Source organism: Phycisphaeraceae bacterium, assembly GCA_019636655.1.
GTDB lineage: Bacteria > Planctomycetota > Phycisphaerae > Phycisphaerales > UBA1924 > JAHBXB01.
This window is the reverse complement of sequence record JAHBXB010000005.1, coordinates 109,636-125,332: the sequence shown is the minus strand read 5'-3', so window position 1 is coordinate 125,332 and position 15,697 is coordinate 109,636. Positions and strand designations below refer to the sequence as shown.

14 protein-coding genes are annotated in these 15,697 nt (G+C 66.6%); 2 read left to right on the top strand and 12 right to left on the bottom strand.

The window, feature by feature from the left end; all coding sequences use genetic code 11:
- Positions 1 to 50: 50 nt before the first annotated feature.
- Positions 51 to 1,946 carry a translational GTPase TypA gene (typA, locus tag KF745_13500; protein MBX3359429.1) on the bottom strand — a complete coding sequence of 632 codons (1,896 nt, stop codon included), beginning with the start codon at positions 1,944 to 1,946 and terminating at the stop codon, positions 51 to 53.
- 423 nt (positions 1,947 to 2,369) lie between these two features.
- Here typA and KF745_13495 point away from each other — a divergent pair, with 423 nt between their 5' ends.
- Positions 2,370 to 3,068, top strand: coding sequence for a hypothetical protein (locus KF745_13495; GenBank protein ID MBX3359428.1), 699 nt, complete (start codon positions 2,370 to 2,372; stop codon positions 3,066 to 3,068).
- A gap of 4 nt (positions 3,069 to 3,072) precedes the next feature.
- Here the strand turns inward: KF745_13495 and KF745_13490 are convergent, their stop codons facing one another.
- The 5 genes from KF745_13490 to ubiE all read right to left on the bottom strand — a co-directional run bounded on the left by KF745_13490 (position 3,073) and on the right by ubiE (position 7,851).
- Entirely contained in the window at positions 3,073 to 4,722 is a 1,650-nt protein-coding gene (locus tag KF745_13490; protein ID MBX3359427.1) for a hypothetical protein, read from the bottom strand.
- A complete protein-coding gene (locus tag KF745_13485; protein ID MBX3359426.1) occupies positions 4,719 to 5,432 on the bottom strand; it encodes a hypothetical protein in 714 nt (237 codons plus the stop codon). Before KF745_13485 ends, KF745_13490 begins: the two co-directional genes overlap by 4 nt.
- Positions 5,429 to 6,013, bottom strand: coding sequence for a sigma-70 family RNA polymerase sigma factor (locus tag KF745_13480; protein ID MBX3359425.1), 585 nt, complete (start codon positions 6,011 to 6,013; stop codon positions 5,429 to 5,431). Before KF745_13480 ends, KF745_13485 begins: the two co-directional genes overlap by 4 nt.
- A gap of 106 nt (positions 6,014 to 6,119) precedes the next feature.
- Positions 6,120 to 6,824 carry a cobalamin-dependent protein gene (locus KF745_13475; GenBank protein MBX3359424.1) on the bottom strand — a complete coding sequence of 235 codons (705 nt, stop codon included), beginning with the start codon at positions 6,822 to 6,824 and terminating at the stop codon, positions 6,120 to 6,122.
- A 241-nt stretch (positions 6,825 to 7,065) separates the two neighbouring features.
- A complete protein-coding gene (ubiE, locus tag KF745_13470; GenBank protein MBX3359423.1) occupies positions 7,066 to 7,851 on the bottom strand; it encodes a bifunctional demethylmenaquinone methyltransferase/2-methoxy-6-polyprenyl-1,4-benzoquinol methylase UbiE in 786 nt (261 codons plus the stop codon).
- A 94-nt stretch (positions 7,852 to 7,945) separates the two neighbouring features.
- Between ubiE and KF745_13465 the strand changes: the two genes are divergently transcribed.
- Positions 7,946 to 8,905 carry a M48 family metalloprotease gene (locus KF745_13465; protein ID MBX3359422.1) on the top strand — a complete coding sequence of 320 codons (960 nt, stop codon included), beginning with the start codon at positions 7,946 to 7,948 and terminating at the stop codon, positions 8,903 to 8,905.
- A 1-nt stretch (position 8,906) separates the two neighbouring features.
- Here the strand turns inward: KF745_13465 and KF745_13460 are convergent, their stop codons facing one another.
- From KF745_13460 to KF745_13435, 6 genes are all read right to left on the bottom strand, one after another.
- Positions 8,907 to 10,016, bottom strand: a complete 1,110-nt coding sequence (locus tag KF745_13460; protein MBX3359421.1) for a dipeptidase — start codon at positions 10,014 to 10,016, stop codon at positions 8,907 to 8,909.
- Positions 10,017 to 10,102: 86 nt separating this feature from the next.
- Complete coding sequence (locus KF745_13455) at positions 10,103 to 12,025, bottom strand: S8 family serine peptidase (protein MBX3359420.1); 1,923 nt, start codon at positions 12,023 to 12,025, stop codon at positions 10,103 to 10,105.
- A gap of 90 nt (positions 12,026 to 12,115) precedes the next feature.
- Entirely contained in the window at positions 12,116 to 12,475 is a 360-nt protein-coding gene (locus tag KF745_13450) for a hypothetical protein (protein ID MBX3359419.1), read from the bottom strand.
- 55 nt (positions 12,476 to 12,530) lie between these two features.
- A complete protein-coding gene (locus KF745_13445) occupies positions 12,531 to 13,103 on the bottom strand; it encodes an RNA polymerase sigma factor (protein ID MBX3359418.1) in 573 nt (190 codons plus the stop codon).
- A gap of 71 nt (positions 13,104 to 13,174) precedes the next feature.
- Positions 13,175 to 13,834, bottom strand: coding sequence for a CoA transferase subunit B (locus KF745_13440; protein MBX3359417.1), 660 nt, complete (start codon positions 13,832 to 13,834; stop codon positions 13,175 to 13,177).
- 53 nt (positions 13,835 to 13,887) lie between these two features.
- Positions 13,888 to 15,669: a hypothetical protein gene (locus KF745_13435; GenBank protein MBX3359416.1), complete on the bottom strand. Its 1,782-nt coding sequence runs from the start codon at positions 15,667 to 15,669 to the stop codon at positions 13,888 to 13,890.
- Between the last annotated feature and the right edge of the window lie 28 nt (positions 15,670 to 15,697).

Here is a 15,697-nt window from a genome sequence, read left to right as displayed (position 1 = left end):
ATGGTAGGCGGATGGGGACCGGGGGGCGAGGCGGGGCCGTGCCTGGTCGATCAGGCCTCGTCGCGATCGCGCTGGGCCCGTTCGGAGCGTTTGCGCATCGACTCATCGAGGATCCGCTTGCGGACCCGGATCGAAGCCGGGGTGATCTCGACCAGTTCGTCGTCCTCGATGTACTCCAGGGCGTACTCGAGGGTGACCTTGCGGGGGGCCTTGAGGACGACGGTCTTGTCCTTGCTGGCGGCGCGCATGTTGTCGAGGTGCTTGAGGCGGGTGATGTTGATCACCAGGTCGTTGTCGCGGGTGTGCTCGCCGACCACCTGCCCGGCATAGACCTTGTCGCCCGGCGAGACGAACAGGACCCCGCGCTCGGCAAGGAGTTCGCAGGCGTAGGTCGTGACCGCGCCAGCCTCGATGGAGACGAGAACGCCCTGCTGACGGGTCGGGGGCGGGCCGGAGACGGGGGCGAAACGTTCGAAGGTGTGGTGCATGATCGCCTCGCCTTGGGTCGCCGTGAGCAGGCGGGAGCGGAGGCCGATGAGGCCACGGGCGGGGATCTCGAACTCCATGTGCGTGATGGCGTCGCCGCGGGGCTCCATGGACTTCACCTCGCCCTTGCGAGCGCCGACGAGTTCCATGACCGGCCCTACGGCGTCGTTGGGAGCATCGACGACCAGCCACTCGATCGGTTCGTGCTCGACGCCGTCGACCTCCTTGATGACGACCTCGGGCTTGCCGACCGAGAGTTCGTAGCCCTCCCGGCGCATCGTCTCGAGCAGGATGCCCAGGTGCAGCAGGCCGCGGCCGGAGACGATGAACTCGTCGGTGGTCGCCCCTGGCTCGACGCGGAGGGCGACGTTGTGCTGCAGTTCCTTCTCGAGCCGGGTCCGGATTTGCCGGCTGGTGACGTAGTCGCCGTCCTGGCCTGCGAACGGGGAGTCGTTGATGCGGAAGACCATCGTGAGCGTGGGCTCGTCGACGGTGACGGGGGGGAGGGCAACCGGGTTCTCGATGTCGGCGATGGTGTCGCCGATATCGACACTCTGCAGGCCGACGAGGGCGCAGATGTCACCGGCGACGACTTCGTCGGTCTCGGCACGCCCGAGACCCTCGAAGCGGAGGATCTTGGCGGGCTTGTCCTGCTGGAACGTCCCGTCCCGCTTGATGACCGCGACGGGGCGGCCCGGGGAGATCCGGCCGTTGTAGACGCGGCCGATGCCGATGCGGCCGACGTAGTCGTTGTAGTCCAGCGTGGTGATGAGCAGCTGCAGGGACGCTTCGGCGTCGTCCTTCGGAGCGGGGACGAAGTCGACGATGGCGTCGTAGAGCACGCGCATGTCGGCGGTCTTCACGCCGAGGTCGGAGGAGGCCCAGCCGTCGCGGCCGGAGGCGTAGATGATCGGGAAGTCGAGGGCTGTGTCGTCAGCGCCGAGTTCCACCAGCAGGTCGAAGACCTCGCTGACGACCTCGTGGGGCCGGGCCTCGGGGCGGTCGCACTTGTTGATGACGACGATGGGCTTCAGGCCGTTCTCGATGGCCTTGGAGAGAACGAATCGGGTCTGGGGCATCGGGCCGTCAAAGGCGTCGACCACCAGCAGGCACCCGTCGGCCATGCGGAGGACTCGTTCCACCTCGCCGCCGAAATCGGCGTGACCGGGGGTGTCGATGATGTTGACGTGGTAGGTCTCTTCGCCGCCGTCGGGGCCGGGGCGGTGGTAGGTGACGGCGCAGTTCTTGGAGAGGATAGTGATCCCCCGCTCTCGCTCGAGCGGGTTGGAATCCATGATGAGGTCGTGCTGGCCCCCCATGAGTTTCTCGAGTTCGCCGGCGCGGAACATGCCCGACTGCTTAAGCAGCTGGTCGACCAGGGTGGTCTTGCCGTGGTCCACGTGAGCGATGATGGCGACGTTGCGGATGGTGGAGGCGGTCTTGGTGTCGGTCGGGGGCATGTGCGGTGGTCTCGGAAACGAGGCAGGCGCGGGGGTCTGCGGCGCGGGGTTTCGTGTCGGGTGTATGGACCGGCGGGATCGGCAACCGGGGACGGGGGTGGACGCGGCGGCGGCCGGGGCAGGTCGGGCTTCCGCGAACGATAGGGCTGCGAGAGGATGGTTTTCTTGGGCCTGCCGGGTTATCGGTGCCCGTGGCACCCCCTACAGCCCATGCTCCTTGCCGCGGCGGCATAGGCGGATCGAGTGGACGCGGATCGTCCGTCGTGACATGGCACTGCCGCAGCGGCCTTTGCATGTTGAGTGCCGACGGCGGTGTCGGCCGTTCGGCTCAGGACGACCGGACATCGGGCGCCCGCCGTGTTTATGGGAGGCGCCGAAACGGCCAAACGACGCGGCTGCCGGCGTCAAGATCGGAGCGATGCCATGCGTTCACCCATGCTGATGATCACGGCGGCTTTGGGGCTGATCGGCACGATAGTGACGACAGCGTCGGCCCAGCACATCACGCAGAGCGTGTACTACCGGGACTTTGAGACCCCCGGCTACATGCCTGAGTGGTCGAATAACCAGATCTTTACCACCGAGACCAACTTCACCCGCTTCCTCGGCAGGTTCGATACCCACACACCTTCGCTGACCTGGAATCTGCCGGAACTGCCGCCCCCGACGAGCGGTGAGGCCGGAGCTGGAGTGGGCACAAGCTTCACCTACATGGTGACCTTCGACTTCTACTGCATCGATTCGTGGGACGGATACGGAACGATCTATGGCCCGGACACGTTCCACGTCCTGGTCAACGGCGTGCCGGTCTTCAGCGAGACGTTCGCAAACCAGCACTCCACGCAGTCTTATACGGGTCCCGCCAAGGTCCTTCGGCAGCCGTTGGGATTCGATTCCAGGTACACCGACTCGATCTACCGGATCGAGATCCCGTTCACCGCCCCCGCCGGAACGACCCGATTCTCGTGGTACCAGAGCAACTCCCAAGGCATGTCCGATGAGTCCTGGGGCATTGACAATGTCAATGTTGGGTTCGCACCGATCCCATCAATCCCGGGACCGGCTTCGGCCTCGCTGGTCGCCCTCGCGGCGTATGCCGGCGTATGGCGCCGGCGGCGGTAACCCGCTACGGGCTCACCTTCAGTTCCAGCGTGCCCGCGATGGTCCCCTCGGGTGTTGCCCAGAAGGCCCACTCGCAGGACTGGAACCGGCGGCAGATCTCTCGCCACGAACCCAGGTTCGGGATCGTCGGGCCGGTCGACTCCGCAATCTCGCCCGGGCGAACAATGCCGAGAGAAATCCATGGCATCGCCGGACCGTCGTGCTGGCCGCGGGCGAGGGCATCGGTGACGCATGCCACCGCGGTCGGAGCCGCCTGATCCGTTGAGCGCTCGGCCGGTGCAACAGCAACCGTCCACCAGCCCGGCACGGCCTTGGCATCGGCCTGCGACGCCTCCGAGGTGGAAACCGTACCCCAGGCGACAATCGGGAACGCCGTGCCCATCAGCGGAGAGACCGCGGGAAGGTCGATCGCCATCGAGCGGATCGCGCACGGGGCGAGGGCGTGGAAATCCGGGGCCGGCTGCTGGGCGCGACCGAACTGCGTCTCGACCGAAGAGATCGTGCGGGCCATGACTTCATCCGCCCGCTTGATCATCCGGACGACATCCGTCGTGTCCACGCTAAGCGACACGGCGATGCCCGGCGGGCATGGCGCCGACCTGACGACGAGCGCCTGGTGCGAGCCCAGCAGCGCCTGCAGGTCATCCGGAATCCCGATCCCGGTGAGCACCGAGAAGATGGGGTTCGGCTCGCCGGTTTCCGCCGCGGGCGCCCGCGTCTCGACGATGGCGATCAGGCAATCGGACTTGAGCGACTTGAACCCGGTGGCGGACGTGGCGGGGATGCGCCGGAGTTCCGGCGTGGCAGAGGCGACACGGATCCGGAGGTCCGCGGTCCACCCGTCCGCGGCCCTGCGGGCGGCGGTCACGAGATAGTCCCCCCACTGCGGATCGGGCGGCCCATCATTCTGCGGCAGGCGGACCATGAGCAGGACGTCGCCGGGAAGCCCCAACGCGGCGGCGAAGGCCCGGGTCTGAGCAATCGGCTGGACGGCGGCCGCGGTGGCGACCCGCACCATCTCGTCAAAGAGATCCGAATCCCCCGACGGACCGAGAATGAGGGCGACGCGGCCGGGCTCGCGGTCGTCGCTCGCCGGGAATCGGTGGGTGGTGAGTTCGTACGGGCCGTTCTCGACCGAGAGGATCTGGTGCCCCTCGACCACGCCGCGGGGAGCCACGCGGAGTTTCTCGCGGATGCGGCGGTCGCACGATTCAGAGACTTCGGAAACGATGGCCCACTGCACCCCGCTCACAGGAAACACGGCCGGCGGCGCAGGCGGCCTGGCCCGCCACACGAAGATAACCCGCGTGCCGAGCAAGCGGTCAAACGCGTCGTCCCGGTTCCACCCCAGGCGGTCGGCGAGACTGGACCATGCCTTCTCGGGATCGCCGGAAGCGCCCTGAAGCGGCGCGGCGTCGTTGATGGTATCTCGCAGCGCCTGAAACGCGGCGCTCTTGCGCATCGCGGCGGCGTTGTCGATGACCAGCACGCCATCGAGGCTGGACGGCATAGCCCCAGCAGCCTCGACCGGCGCGGGGCGCGGAGGGCCTGCGAGCAGCGAGGCCGAAGCGATCCAGTGAAAGACCGCCGCCACGGCGAGGATCGCGATCTTCGCCGGCGGGAACGCCGGGCTACGGGCACGAAGCGTGATCATCGGGGAACCGCGGCGGGCGAGCCGTAGCCGATCACCGCCGAAGCGTCGTGGTCGTCATCGCGGTCATCGGCGAGGTAAAGAACCGGGTACGAGGCACGCCCGCTCATGTACGTCACAGGGCGGGTAGAGGTCGGGCGTACGGCTATCGCGGAGGAGACCGACATCGAGTCGCCGAGTCGATTCACCGGGACGACGCGGATACCCGGCGGGGCCGACGCCACGGCCACCTCGGCAGGAGCTTCGGGACAGGTCAGGCAGCGCTGAACCGCCGGTCCGACTTCGGCGACGGTCTGGATTCTGGCACGGATCGTCTCAAACTGCGTCGCCGTGGCGTCCTGCGTCACCTCAACCAGGTCCGAGAGCGGCTTGGGGGCCGCGGCGAGCGAGGTGTACTCGGGGGCAAAGCGGAAGATCAGAGCGATCGACGTCGCCACGACAAGCACGGCCAGGGCCATCGCCGCGCGACCGGCGACCACAAACTGCCGCGTCGCCGGATCGAGGAACGGCTTCTGCTGGTTCACGCGGCTGAGGATCGAATCGGTCAGGTCCGGGGCCGTGGCGGCATCGGCCTGCAGAGAACGGACCACATCGCTGATATCCGAGAGGCGGTCGCGCCGGAGCTCGAACCGGGAGTACGGGTCACGAAACTGGTCGCCCGGCCCCAATGGACTACCGTCTGAATCACGATGGCCGGAACGCGGGGGGATCACAACCAGGCCTCCTCGACGTGGGCGGCGTGATCGTGGTGAAGTGCGAGCGCATCGCGCATGCGACGGCGGCTTCGGTGCAGGTGACTCTTAACCGTGCCCTCGGGCATGCCGAGGTACTCGGCGATCTGGCTAATGGGCCACTCGAGTTGGTAGAAGAGGACGACAACCTCCCGCTGCTCCTCGGGGAGGGCGGCGAGCGCGTGCCGCACAGCGGCGGAGACGTTGTCGCTCACCTCGTCGTCGATCGTGTTGGCTTCGGGCCTGCGGCCAGCGCCCTGGAAGACCTCGACCGCATCGGAGTCGTAGCAGGGGCGGTGCTTCTGGCAGGCGTTGACGTACAGCCGCTTGGCGATCGTGAACAGCCAGGTGGAGAACCGGAACCGGAAGTCAAAGCGATCGAGGTTGGTCAGAGCCCTGACAAACGCGTCCTGCACGATGTCCTCGGCAACATCGGGACGGCCCGAGATCCTGAGCATGTAGGCAAAGAGCGAGGCCTGATGGGCCCGGACGCACGACTCGGCGGCGGAACGGTCCCCCGCTATCGCACGCTCAATCAGGTCTCGTTCCTCGGCGCGCGTCATTGGTGAAGTATACAGGCCGCCACGGCCTCCAGATGCAGCGAAAACGGGCCGCATCCGGTGTGGACGCGGCCCGCGCGAGGGAGGGACTTGTTTGGGAAACAGCGGACTAGGCGACGTTCCGGACGCGGCGGTTCCGACCGACGGTGCGCTGCGAGACCGAGGCGCGGCGGGCCGGAGCGCTGGCAAGCACCTCCACCATCGAGATCGGGTCGGAGGCCCAGAGGTCCGCCCCGATCTCCTCCGCGAGCCCGTCAGCCCGGTTGAACACGCCGCCGCCAACGGCGATCTGCATGTTCGGGCAGGCCCCGATCTCGTGCAGCGTGTCGATCAGGGTGCGGATGTTCGGCAGGTCCTGGGCCGCCGAGGAGAACATCAGCAGCACATCCGGGCGGTCCTCGTTGATGCGGCCCAGGAGTTCGTCGTTGGCGATGCCACCGCCCGAGAACATGATGTCAAATCCATTGGATTCGATCAGATCGACAGCCATCTGGGCCCCGAGCTCATCGGCGTCGCTGGGGCCGCACGCGCAGAAGACCGACCGGCCGCGGCGGGGCTGCTGGACCAGGCGGGCGGCGTTCTGGTCGACCAGAACCCGCAGAAGGCGGGACGCCAGGTGGTGGCTCAGCGTGGGGAGCTGGTCGGCACGGTGCAGGCGATCCACAGTCTGGTAGGTGGGCCAGAACAGGTCGGAGATCAGGTCGGTGGGTGTGAGCCCGTCGGAGACGGCGCTGCTGATGACCTCGCGAGCCGCGGGGCGGCTGCCGGTAATCAGAGTTTCGAAGAAACGTTCCTGGAGGACCTCGCGATTCATGATGATTGACTCCGGTATGCACGCTCGATGCCGCTGCTCCGCCGCGGGGATCGAGGACCCTCATAGTGCTCACCGGCTCGCGTCCCGCAGGGCCGGCTGCCGCGACTGCGGCTTTCGGTGTATCGAGGGCCGGACGGGGGAGTCGTGAAGATTGGGGGTTTGCGTGATCGGCGCAGAATCGCGTCTGATAAGGCGCGGATCGTGCGAGTACGTCCGGAAACTACGGACGCAATGAACCGTCCTAGGGACGGAGAGCCCGATAACACACGCACACGCCGAACGTGAGGCGGCGGATCCTGACGTCGGTGAACCCTGTGGCGCGGACCTGGTCGCACACCTTGTCTGGCGACAGGAACGTCGAGACCGAGGCGGGGAGGTAGCGATAGGCCCCGGATCGATCCCCGGAGATCAGGGTTGCCGTCAGGGGCATGACGTGCTTGCAGTAAATGGTGTTGCCCCAGCGGACGACTGGGTTCGGGGGATCGGCAAACTCGAGAATGATCAGCCGGCCGCCGGGCCGGAGGACTCGATGAAACTCGCGCAAGGCTTGCGCAGGGTCAGCGACATTTCGGAGGCCGAATGCGATCGAGACAATGTCCGCGGACGCGTCGGCTTTCGGTAAGTCTTGCGCATCGGCCCACTCGTAGGAGACTCTTGCCGCGGTCTCAGGGTTGAGGCGGTTCTGCTTGGCAACCGCGATGTCGAGCATCTCGCGGGTGAAATCAAGGCCAGTAACCTGGGCCGCGCCCGCCTTGGCGAAGGCCTGCGTGAGGTCGCCGGTGCCGCAAGCGATGTCAAGGACCATATCTGCCGGCTGGACCCCGGCGTCCCGAACCGCGGTGCGGCGCCAGTGCTGATCAAGCCAGAATGAGTGCAGCCGGTTGTTCAGGTCGTAGTATCTGGAGATAGATCCAAACATCGACCGCACTTTGTCGGGTTTGAGTTCGTTGGAGTGCGGATTGGCCAACTCGGCCTGCGTCCACGCCGGGGCAGCGGGCTCTGGGGTTGTCGACGGGGTCGAGGGCATATCCGGATGCTAGTCTGACGTTGGTACCGCAGTGGAATCGCCCGCGGGTAAGCGGGAGCATTCGAGAGGGGCGGCGTACTTCGGAGATGTGCAGATGAACTCACGGCTTGTGCTGGCCATCGTGGTGTGTGCGGGTGTTGCGGCGTGCTCGAAGAATGTGACGACAGGCCGGACGCAGTTCAGCACCCTGACGCCCGAGCAGGAGCGTCAGATTGGGAACGAGGCGGCGCCGGAACTCACCAAGGAGTACGGGGGCGCCGTGCAGGACCCTGAACTGCGCGCGTACATCACCGAGGTGGGGCAGAAGATCGTCGTGCACACTGAAGTGGACGGCCCGCAACGGCAGTGGGAGTTCACGCTGCTGGACTCGGACGTGATCAACGCTTTCGCGCTGCCGGGGGAGAAGGTGTTCATGTCGCGCGGGCTGGCCGATCAGATGACCAATGAGGCGCAGCTGGCCGGGGTGCTCGGGCACGAGGTGGGGCACGTCATGGCGCGGCACACGAGCGAGCGGATCGCACAATCCACGCTGTTCGGCACCGGCCTGGCCGCGGCGGGCGCGGTGGTCGGCGCGGTGGTGAAGGATCCGACGGTGGGCGCGGCGGCGCCGGCGATCGGCGCCGCGGGCGGCTCGCTGATCGTGCTCAAGTTCAGCCGTGATCAGGAGAGCGAGGCCGACAGCCTGGGCATGCGGTACATGACGAAGGCGGGGTACAACCCGGAGGGGCAGCTGCAGGTGATGCAGATCCTCGATCGGGAGAGCAAGGGCGGGAGCGCGATCGAGTGGCTCGCCACTCACCCGCTACCGCAGACCCGGATCGACCGAATCAAGGCGAGCCTGCAGAAGGACTACGCGTACACCGAAGGAAACTCGCAGTACCAGTTCTACGAGGTGCGGTTCCAGGATCGCTACCTGAGCCGGCGGGGACTTCCAAAGTCCGCCGCGAGCGAGGCCGGGTCATCACGCCTGCTCGCGCGGGTGGTGCTCGAGGACCCGACGACGTGGTGCGGCGTGTGTGCCGCGCGGGCAGCCGCGGCCGGCGAGACGAGGTAGATCACGCGGTTGAGGCGAAGAACTCGGCCCAGTTTCGCCATGCGAACCGGGCGAGGTCGCCGTCCGCCCAGCCGCGGGCAGCGAGCGCCTCAAGAAGCCGCGGCAGGTCCTTTGGCGAATCTACGCCCTGTGGCAGACGATCGGCGCCGAACCCGCCGTCCATGTCGGAACCCAGGCCAACGGCGCGGGTGTGACCGGCAATGGCGCAGATGTGTTCGATATGCCGCACGCAGTCGGCGATGCGGGCTCGCGGCGGTGACCCCGGCGCGAGGAATGTGCTGAACAGGTTGAGGCCGATCACCCCTCCACGGCGAGTGATCTCGCGGATGGACTCATCGGAGAGGTGCCGTTGATTCTCGCCGAAGCCGCCGCCACCGACCAGGGCGCGGCAGTTGGAGTGCGACGCGATGAGGGCGCGGTCGGTCAACTCGAATAACTCGGCAAGGGACCGGTCGCTCAGGTGCGAGGCGTCGTGGATGACTCGTAGGCGGTCGATCTCCTTGACGAGTTCGCGGCCCATAGGGGAAATCGGCAGGTCCGTCGAGTTGCCGCCGGCGTAGCGGGACGGCTTGGCCCAGGCCATCCCCACGACCCGCACGCCGTGCTCGACCCACCACTGCAGGTCGCCGGGTGATCGGATCGGGTCCGCGTTCTCCATCAGGATGGCAAGGCGGAGCGGCGAGTGGTGCGGGAGCCGGGCAAGGCGCCGGTCGAGCGAGAGCGCGTGGGTCTCGGCGACGCCCATCCCGCCGCGGATCTCGCCCACCCCGGGCTCGGGCCGGAGCAGCTCGACAAGGTCAAGGGAAACAGCGCTCTGGTCTCGCCACGTGAGGTACACCTCGAGCTGCGCCCGTCCGACAAGGAAGGCCCGCTCGGAGTTCCCCGCGGGGTACATCTGGGGCTCGGTCTGCTGGGATTCGGAATCGACGGGCTCGGTGAAGATCGTGGCGAGCGCGAACCGCACCGGCGCCTCGGCAAGCGACGGCAGCGTGATCGCGCCGGGCGGCCACGGCCCCTGAGCGGGATCGAGCGGCGCGAGCAGGTCACGCGCGTGCACCGCCAGGCAGGCCAGGTCCAGGTGGGCGTCGAACCAGGGAACCAGCGACGTCATCGCGGTAGCGTAACGAAAAAGCCCGGCTCGTTGGCCGGGCGTTTCGGGCGATCGGTTTGTGGTCGCTGCCGGCTGTCGCCGCTCGATCAACTGGCGGACTTGCGGGCCAGTTCCAGGGCCTTCTTGGGGTTGATCAGGAGACGGTCGGGGTTGCCGTCCATCGGGTCGCCGCTCTTGGTCATGATCTCGATGAGCTGCACAGTGGTGAGCGAGGGGTTCACCGCAAGCATCTTGCCGGCAAGGTTGGCCACCTGGGGCGCCGCCATCGACGTACCGCTGAACTTGAGCCGCTGCCCGCCCGGGATATAGGAATCAACCTCGAAGCCGTTGGCATAGAGGTGAACATTCTCGCCGAACGACGTGAACCCGGTCGGCTTGCCCGACTGGTCCACCGCGCCGACGGTGATGAGGTTGGGGAGGTTGAGGCCGGAGGGGATGAACTCCTCGAACTGGTTGTTGCTGTCCGCGTTGCCGGCGGCTGCGATGAAGAGAATCTCAGGGGCTGACTTGAACGCCTCGGCGAGCGCATCGCGCTGGATCGCAAAGAGCGTGCGGGCGAGCTCGGCACGCTCGGCGGAGTCCTTGCCCCAGCCCTTCTTCTCGAGTTCCGCCTCAACGTCGCCGCGGGAGCCGCCCCACGACATGTTGACGACGCGAACGCCGGCCTTCTTGAAATAGGCCACCGTATCACGGGCGGCCTTTGCTTCGGCCTTGGCCCGCTCGATGGTCGGCGTGTGCGTGGGGATGGAGCGGAAATCGAAGGTAATCCGGGCCGGAAGGATGCGGACAAACGGATTCCCGTCGGACGCAATGCCGGCAACGTGCGTGCCGTGGCTGTACCCACCGAAGAGATTGAGGTCCTCGAGGAAGGCGTTAACCTCCTCGGGCTTCAGGGATCGGAGGTACTTCTTGAGCGCCGAAGCCTCCGGGCTGTCAATATTCGCTCGGATGTCGCCGAGTCCCTTGGTATTGGTGGTGACGAGCGACTTCTCCGAGCGCAGCTCGTCGAGCGGACGGAGGAGTTCGACGACCGGCTTGGCATCGAGGTCGTACGCGATGCCGTGGACGTCGTCGACATAGCCGTTGCCGTCGTCGTCCTTACCGTTGACGGTCTCCGCGGAGTTGGTCCAGGTCTGCTTGGGGAACAGGTCGACATCGACTCCCGAGTCCCAAACGGCGACCACCACCGGAGTGGCCTTGTCGGACTCGGCCAGGGCGACATTACGGTCGCCCCAGATGTCGACGACGGCGGTCTTGTGGCTGTCGATGATCTGTGAATAGACGTCGGCCGCCGCGGGGAGCACGGGCAGAATGACGGCGAGGGTCATCCGGGCGCTGACGAGGTTCTTGGCCAGATCGTTGCTGAGTTCACCGCCGGCGTTGGCCACCACCGGATCGAGTTGGCCCTTAATGCTCCCAAGCACCAGTGATTCGGAGATGATCTCGGCGCGGCCCTTGGCAGAGAGGATCTCCTCGCGAACAACGTCCCACGGCAGCGCCCCGAGCCTCTTGTTCAGGGCAGCCCGGAAGTTGCCGTCGAATGCGGCGTGGTTGTCGCCAGAGGCCTTCTCCGCGGCGACAATCGCCGACAGGAGCAGACCGGTCATCAGCTTCTTGGACTCCTTCTGCTCCAGGGCCCGGATCTGGTTGGTGAACGCCAGGGCGTCTTCCGTCCGGTGCTGCAGCATCGCGATCTGCTGGAGCAGTTGGTAGTAGCCCTGGAGCGTGGTCGGGTCCTTGATGTCGTACGCCGCCAGGTCCGACTCCGCATCGGCGCGAACCTTGGCGAGGAACTGATCGAATGCCTCTCCGCCGTTGGCCACGAGGGAGGAGGGCGTCCCTTCGATCTGATAAACGTGGCGAGGAAGATCGTCTGAGGAGGCAACCGGGAGTTTCCCGCCAGCGGGCTGTGAGGGTGGCGTCGATGACGGGGCGTCCTGCGCGATCGCCAGGTTCGACATGGAGATGCTCAGGCCGGCGCACAGGCTCAGGATCAGCGAGCGGGTCATGTGGCTCTACTCCGAAAGAGGTGAAGGAATGGTCTTCGCGAGGGTAGGGCTTCCGCCGGGCCGGCGTGCGCTCTCCTGTTCCGCCTGCGGCTACGCGGAGGCCCCACGATCCGACGCGGCAAGCCGCAACTCGAGTCGCTTGACCTCTCGAAGGATGGTGTTGCGGTTGATGATCATCAGGAACCACATCTTGAGCAGGCTGACGGCGCCGGTGCACAGAAGCACGCCTACCCCCCAGCGAACCACGAGCACCAGGTCGTCCGTGCCGAAGAACCGCACGGCGCAGTAGACACCCAGGACCAGGAAGACCACGGTCCAGAGCATGCTCAAGATGTTGAGCCAGTGCGTTCGTCGGCCGATCACGTCACCGATCATGTCGCGCAGGTCCGGCTCGACCATGGCGTCGGATTCCAGTGCCTTGCGGATGCGTTCGTCGATCGAGGTGGTCATGGGTTGCTCCTTCGTGGTGGGTTGCGGTGGGCGGGTGCGCCGCGGATCAAGGCCCTCACTCATGTGGGTCGGGCCGGGAGCCCGTTGGTTCGAGAATCGTCCGAAGTTCCTCGCGGGCGGTGTGGAGGCGAGACTTGACCGTGCCGGCTGGGATCGCGAGTGCCCGCGAGATCTCGGAAACGTCCAGGCCGCCGGCATAGAAGAGCGAAACGATCTGGCGAAGGTGCGAGGGAAGCCCGGAAACGGCCCGGCGCACAGCGTCGGCATCCTCGTGATCCAGATGTGAATGCTGATCGGCGGCGCCTTTGTCAGCCGGCGCCAGTACGGAGCGCCGGCCGTGTGGCGTACCGGACCGGGTCCGGATCGTGTCGGCGCACTTGTTGGTCAGAATCCGGTAGGCCCAGGCACGGAACCTCGCCGGGTCGTCAAGCCGCGGGAGCGATCGAACGATCGCGAGCCACGATTCCTGGAGGGCGTCGGCCGCGTGGCCGCGGGCCGCCAGCGCATCGGCGCAGCGTCGGAACGCGGACTGGTGGATCGACACGAGCGTGTCGAGGGCAGAACGATCGCCGGCCTGGGCTCGCAGGACGAGCAATTCGACCAGAACCCGTGACGGGTCGGTGTTCACACGGTGCAGGTCGGCCCAGAGGGGATTGGGTTCGCGAAACTGGACCGGAAAACTCGGCCCCAGCCCGGTCGCTACTGGATCACGGCCACGCTCTCGGCCACGAGAAACTCGGCCTCCGTCTTGGCCTTGACCTCCTCGACCGTGACACCGGGGGCGATCTCGATAAGGCGAAAGCGGCTGGCCTTGTCGTCAAAAGTGAAGACCGCCAGATCGGTGATCAGCATGTGAACGCAGCGTTGGCCGGTCAGCGGGAGCGAGCACTCCTTGACGAACTTCATGCCGCCGTCCTTCGCGTTGTGCTCCATCGCTACGACCACCCGCTTGACGCCGGCAACCAGGTCCATCGCGCCCCCCATTCCCTTGACCATCTTGCCTGGGATCATCCAGTTGGCGATGTCGCCGCCCTGTGAGACCTGCATGGCGCCCAGGATGCACATGTCGACCCCGCCGCCGCGGATCATCGCGAAGGAGTCGCTGGATGAGAAGTAGGACGCTCCCTTCCGAGCGGTGATGGTCTGCTTGCCCGCGTTGATCAAGTCGGGATCGACCTCCGCATCGGTCGGAAACGGACCGATGCCGAGGAGGCCGTTCTCGGATTGCAGCCAAACGTCCATCCCCTGCGGGATGTGATTCGCGACGAGTGTCGGCATCCCGATGCCGAGGTTGACGACGAAGCCGTCGCGGAGTTCCTTGCTGGCACGGACGGTAATCTGATCTCGGGTCAGGGGCATGACGGAAGGATACCGCGGGCGCCGGGGCGACGCCCGCGGGTTCGTATGCGAACTCAGCAGCCGTTGGCCACGGCGGCGACCCAGGCCTGGACAAACGCAGCGACGTCGACCGGCTCGACGGCGCCGTTATGGTCAAAGTCGGCGACGAGGTCCGGCGCGGCGATGCTGGCGACCCATGAGTTCACGAACAGGGCGATGTCCGCCACGTCGACGACGCCGCTCTGGTTCCAGTCCGCTGCGCACGCGGCGGTCGGGACGGGAATGCCCGGGACCGTGACCGAGTCCGGCGTTCCGGGGCGGAACAGACCGAGCGTCGCGGACCCCATGACCGGGGCGACCGACGAGGTGAACCGGACGTTGTAGAGCGTACCCCAGCGGGCGGCGTTGGCGTTCTCGTCGGTCGCGAACGGGGTGCACCCCATGGAAAACGTGGCGCCAACGCGAGAGGACGTCCACGCCGCGTTGGAGTACGGCTCGCCCGAGTGGGACGTCGGTGCGTGGAAGCCGATGCCGGTCACGCTCGCACTGACGGGCATGCCGACGCTGAACGAACCGACACTGCGGTGCGAGTTGAGGTTCTGGAAGGCGTACTCATAGGTCCACGTGCCGTCGCCGTTGCTTGTGGACTTGGCTCCGACCCAGATTCGGGCAAGGACCGTACCCTCCAGGTAGTCAACAGGGACGAGTGTGACAGACGGATCTTCGGCCTGCCAGGCAACGATCGCCGGCAGTTGCCGGAACGTGGCGCCGATAAACGCCGGGTTCGCCGTGGCGCTGGCGACGGAGATCTTCCGGTAGGAGGCGTTGTTGCGGCCGTTGTTCGCCATGGCATCGTCGGAGGTGACATAGTGGCCCTCGACGAAGTACACCGCGCCGGGATTCATCGCCGGTGTCACATCTGTCGTGGGAACCTGGATGCGGCGGCCGATGGTTCCCTGCGCGGCGGGCGGCGTGATGTAGCCCGGACCCGGGCTGGTGAACGGGTAAGGGTACTGCCCGGTGGTGGCATTGACGTGGGAACGCGGGCCGAGGTTCGACTGCGAGCCGTTAAGCCCCGAGCCGTACGGGTCGGAGCAGTTGATCCCGAGCTGCGAGCCGCCGTTGGGCGGGCTGATGCACGATCCGCAGAGGCTGCCATTCACGGACAGGAACGCGTGCTTGAGCCAGGACTGGCCGATCTGCTCGAAGCGGCCGTTCATCAGGCGGTACATGTTCTGTGCGATCAGCGGGTGACGGTTCGTGCCGGAGATCCACTCAACCGGCACATCGCCGGCGTTGCAGGAAGTGGTGCCGACCGCATAGGCCGTAAACCCGCCGACGGCCCCGTAGTTCGCCACATCGATCAGGTCACCGACGATCACGTCGGGGCCGGTCGACGGGGGCGGGGGCGGGTCCTGCAGGTCCAGCGTCATCGAAAAGGCGCCGACGCTGGTGGTGTATCCGCCGACGCGGATCACCACCGTGATGCCCGGATCGACCGTGGCCTGGGTCACCGATCTGGTCCCGCATGAATCGTCGTTGCACGCGATCTGATTCTCCACGGTCCCCGGGCAGCCGGTGTGGATGGAGAGGTAGGTGTCGTACGAACTCCCGCACAGCGAGACGACGAGCAGACGCGGTTCGGACTGGGTATTCGTAAATGAGTACCACACATCCGGGCTGCTCGACGAGCCCGAGCACTGCGCGGCCCCATCTCGCGTGGCGCCGACCGTGGTCCCGGTGTAGGTCTGTCCCGGCACCGCAGCGGTAGCGCCGCCGCAGGCATCGGACTGGGCCATCGCCGAGCCAACACAGGCGAGAACTAATGTGATCGCAGCGGGCACGTGGAGCTTCATAAGGCCTCCTCGTCTGGGGGTTTCGTGG

Bases quoted from the DNA above. Each gene is read 5' to 3' on its own strand.
- ubiE (MBX3359423.1), bottom strand. From the start codon at position 7,851: ATGCCCTCGACCCCGTCGACAACCCCAGAGCCCGCTGCCCCGGCGTGG.
- KF745_13455 (MBX3359420.1), bottom strand. From the start codon at position 12,025: ATGACCCGCTCGCTGATCCTGAGCCTGTGCGCCGGCCTGAGCATCTCC.
- KF745_13495 (MBX3359428.1), top strand. From the start codon at position 2,370: ATGCGTTCACCCATGCTGATGATCACGGCGGCTTTGGGGCTGATCGGC.
- KF745_13440 (MBX3359417.1), bottom strand. From the start codon at position 13,834: ATGCCCCTGACCCGAGATCAGATTACCGTCCGTGCCAGCAAGGAACTC.
- KF745_13435 (MBX3359416.1), bottom strand. From the start codon at position 15,669: ATGAAGCTCCACGTGCCCGCTGCGATCACATTAGTTCTCGCCTGTGTT.
- KF745_13465 (MBX3359422.1), top strand. From the start codon at position 7,946: ATGAACTCACGGCTTGTGCTGGCCATCGTGGTGTGTGCGGGTGTTGCG.
- KF745_13450 (MBX3359419.1), bottom strand. From the start codon at position 12,475: ATGACCACCTCGATCGACGAACGCATCCGCAAGGCACTGGAATCCGAC.
- KF745_13460 (MBX3359421.1), bottom strand. From the start codon at position 10,016: ATGACGTCGCTGGTTCCCTGGTTCGACGCCCACCTGGACCTGGCCTGC.
- KF745_13475 (MBX3359424.1), bottom strand. From the start codon at position 6,824: ATGAATCGCGAGGTCCTCCAGGAACGTTTCTTCGAAACTCTGATTACC.
- KF745_13490 (MBX3359427.1), bottom strand. From the start codon at position 4,722: ATGATCACGCTTCGTGCCCGTAGCCCGGCGTTCCCGCCGGCGAAGATC.
- typA (MBX3359429.1), bottom strand. From the start codon at position 1,946: ATGCCCCCGACCGACACCAAGACCGCCTCCACCATCCGCAACGTCGCC.
- KF745_13480 (MBX3359425.1), bottom strand. From the start codon at position 6,013: ATGACGCGCGCCGAGGAACGAGACCTGATTGAGCGTGCGATAGCGGGG.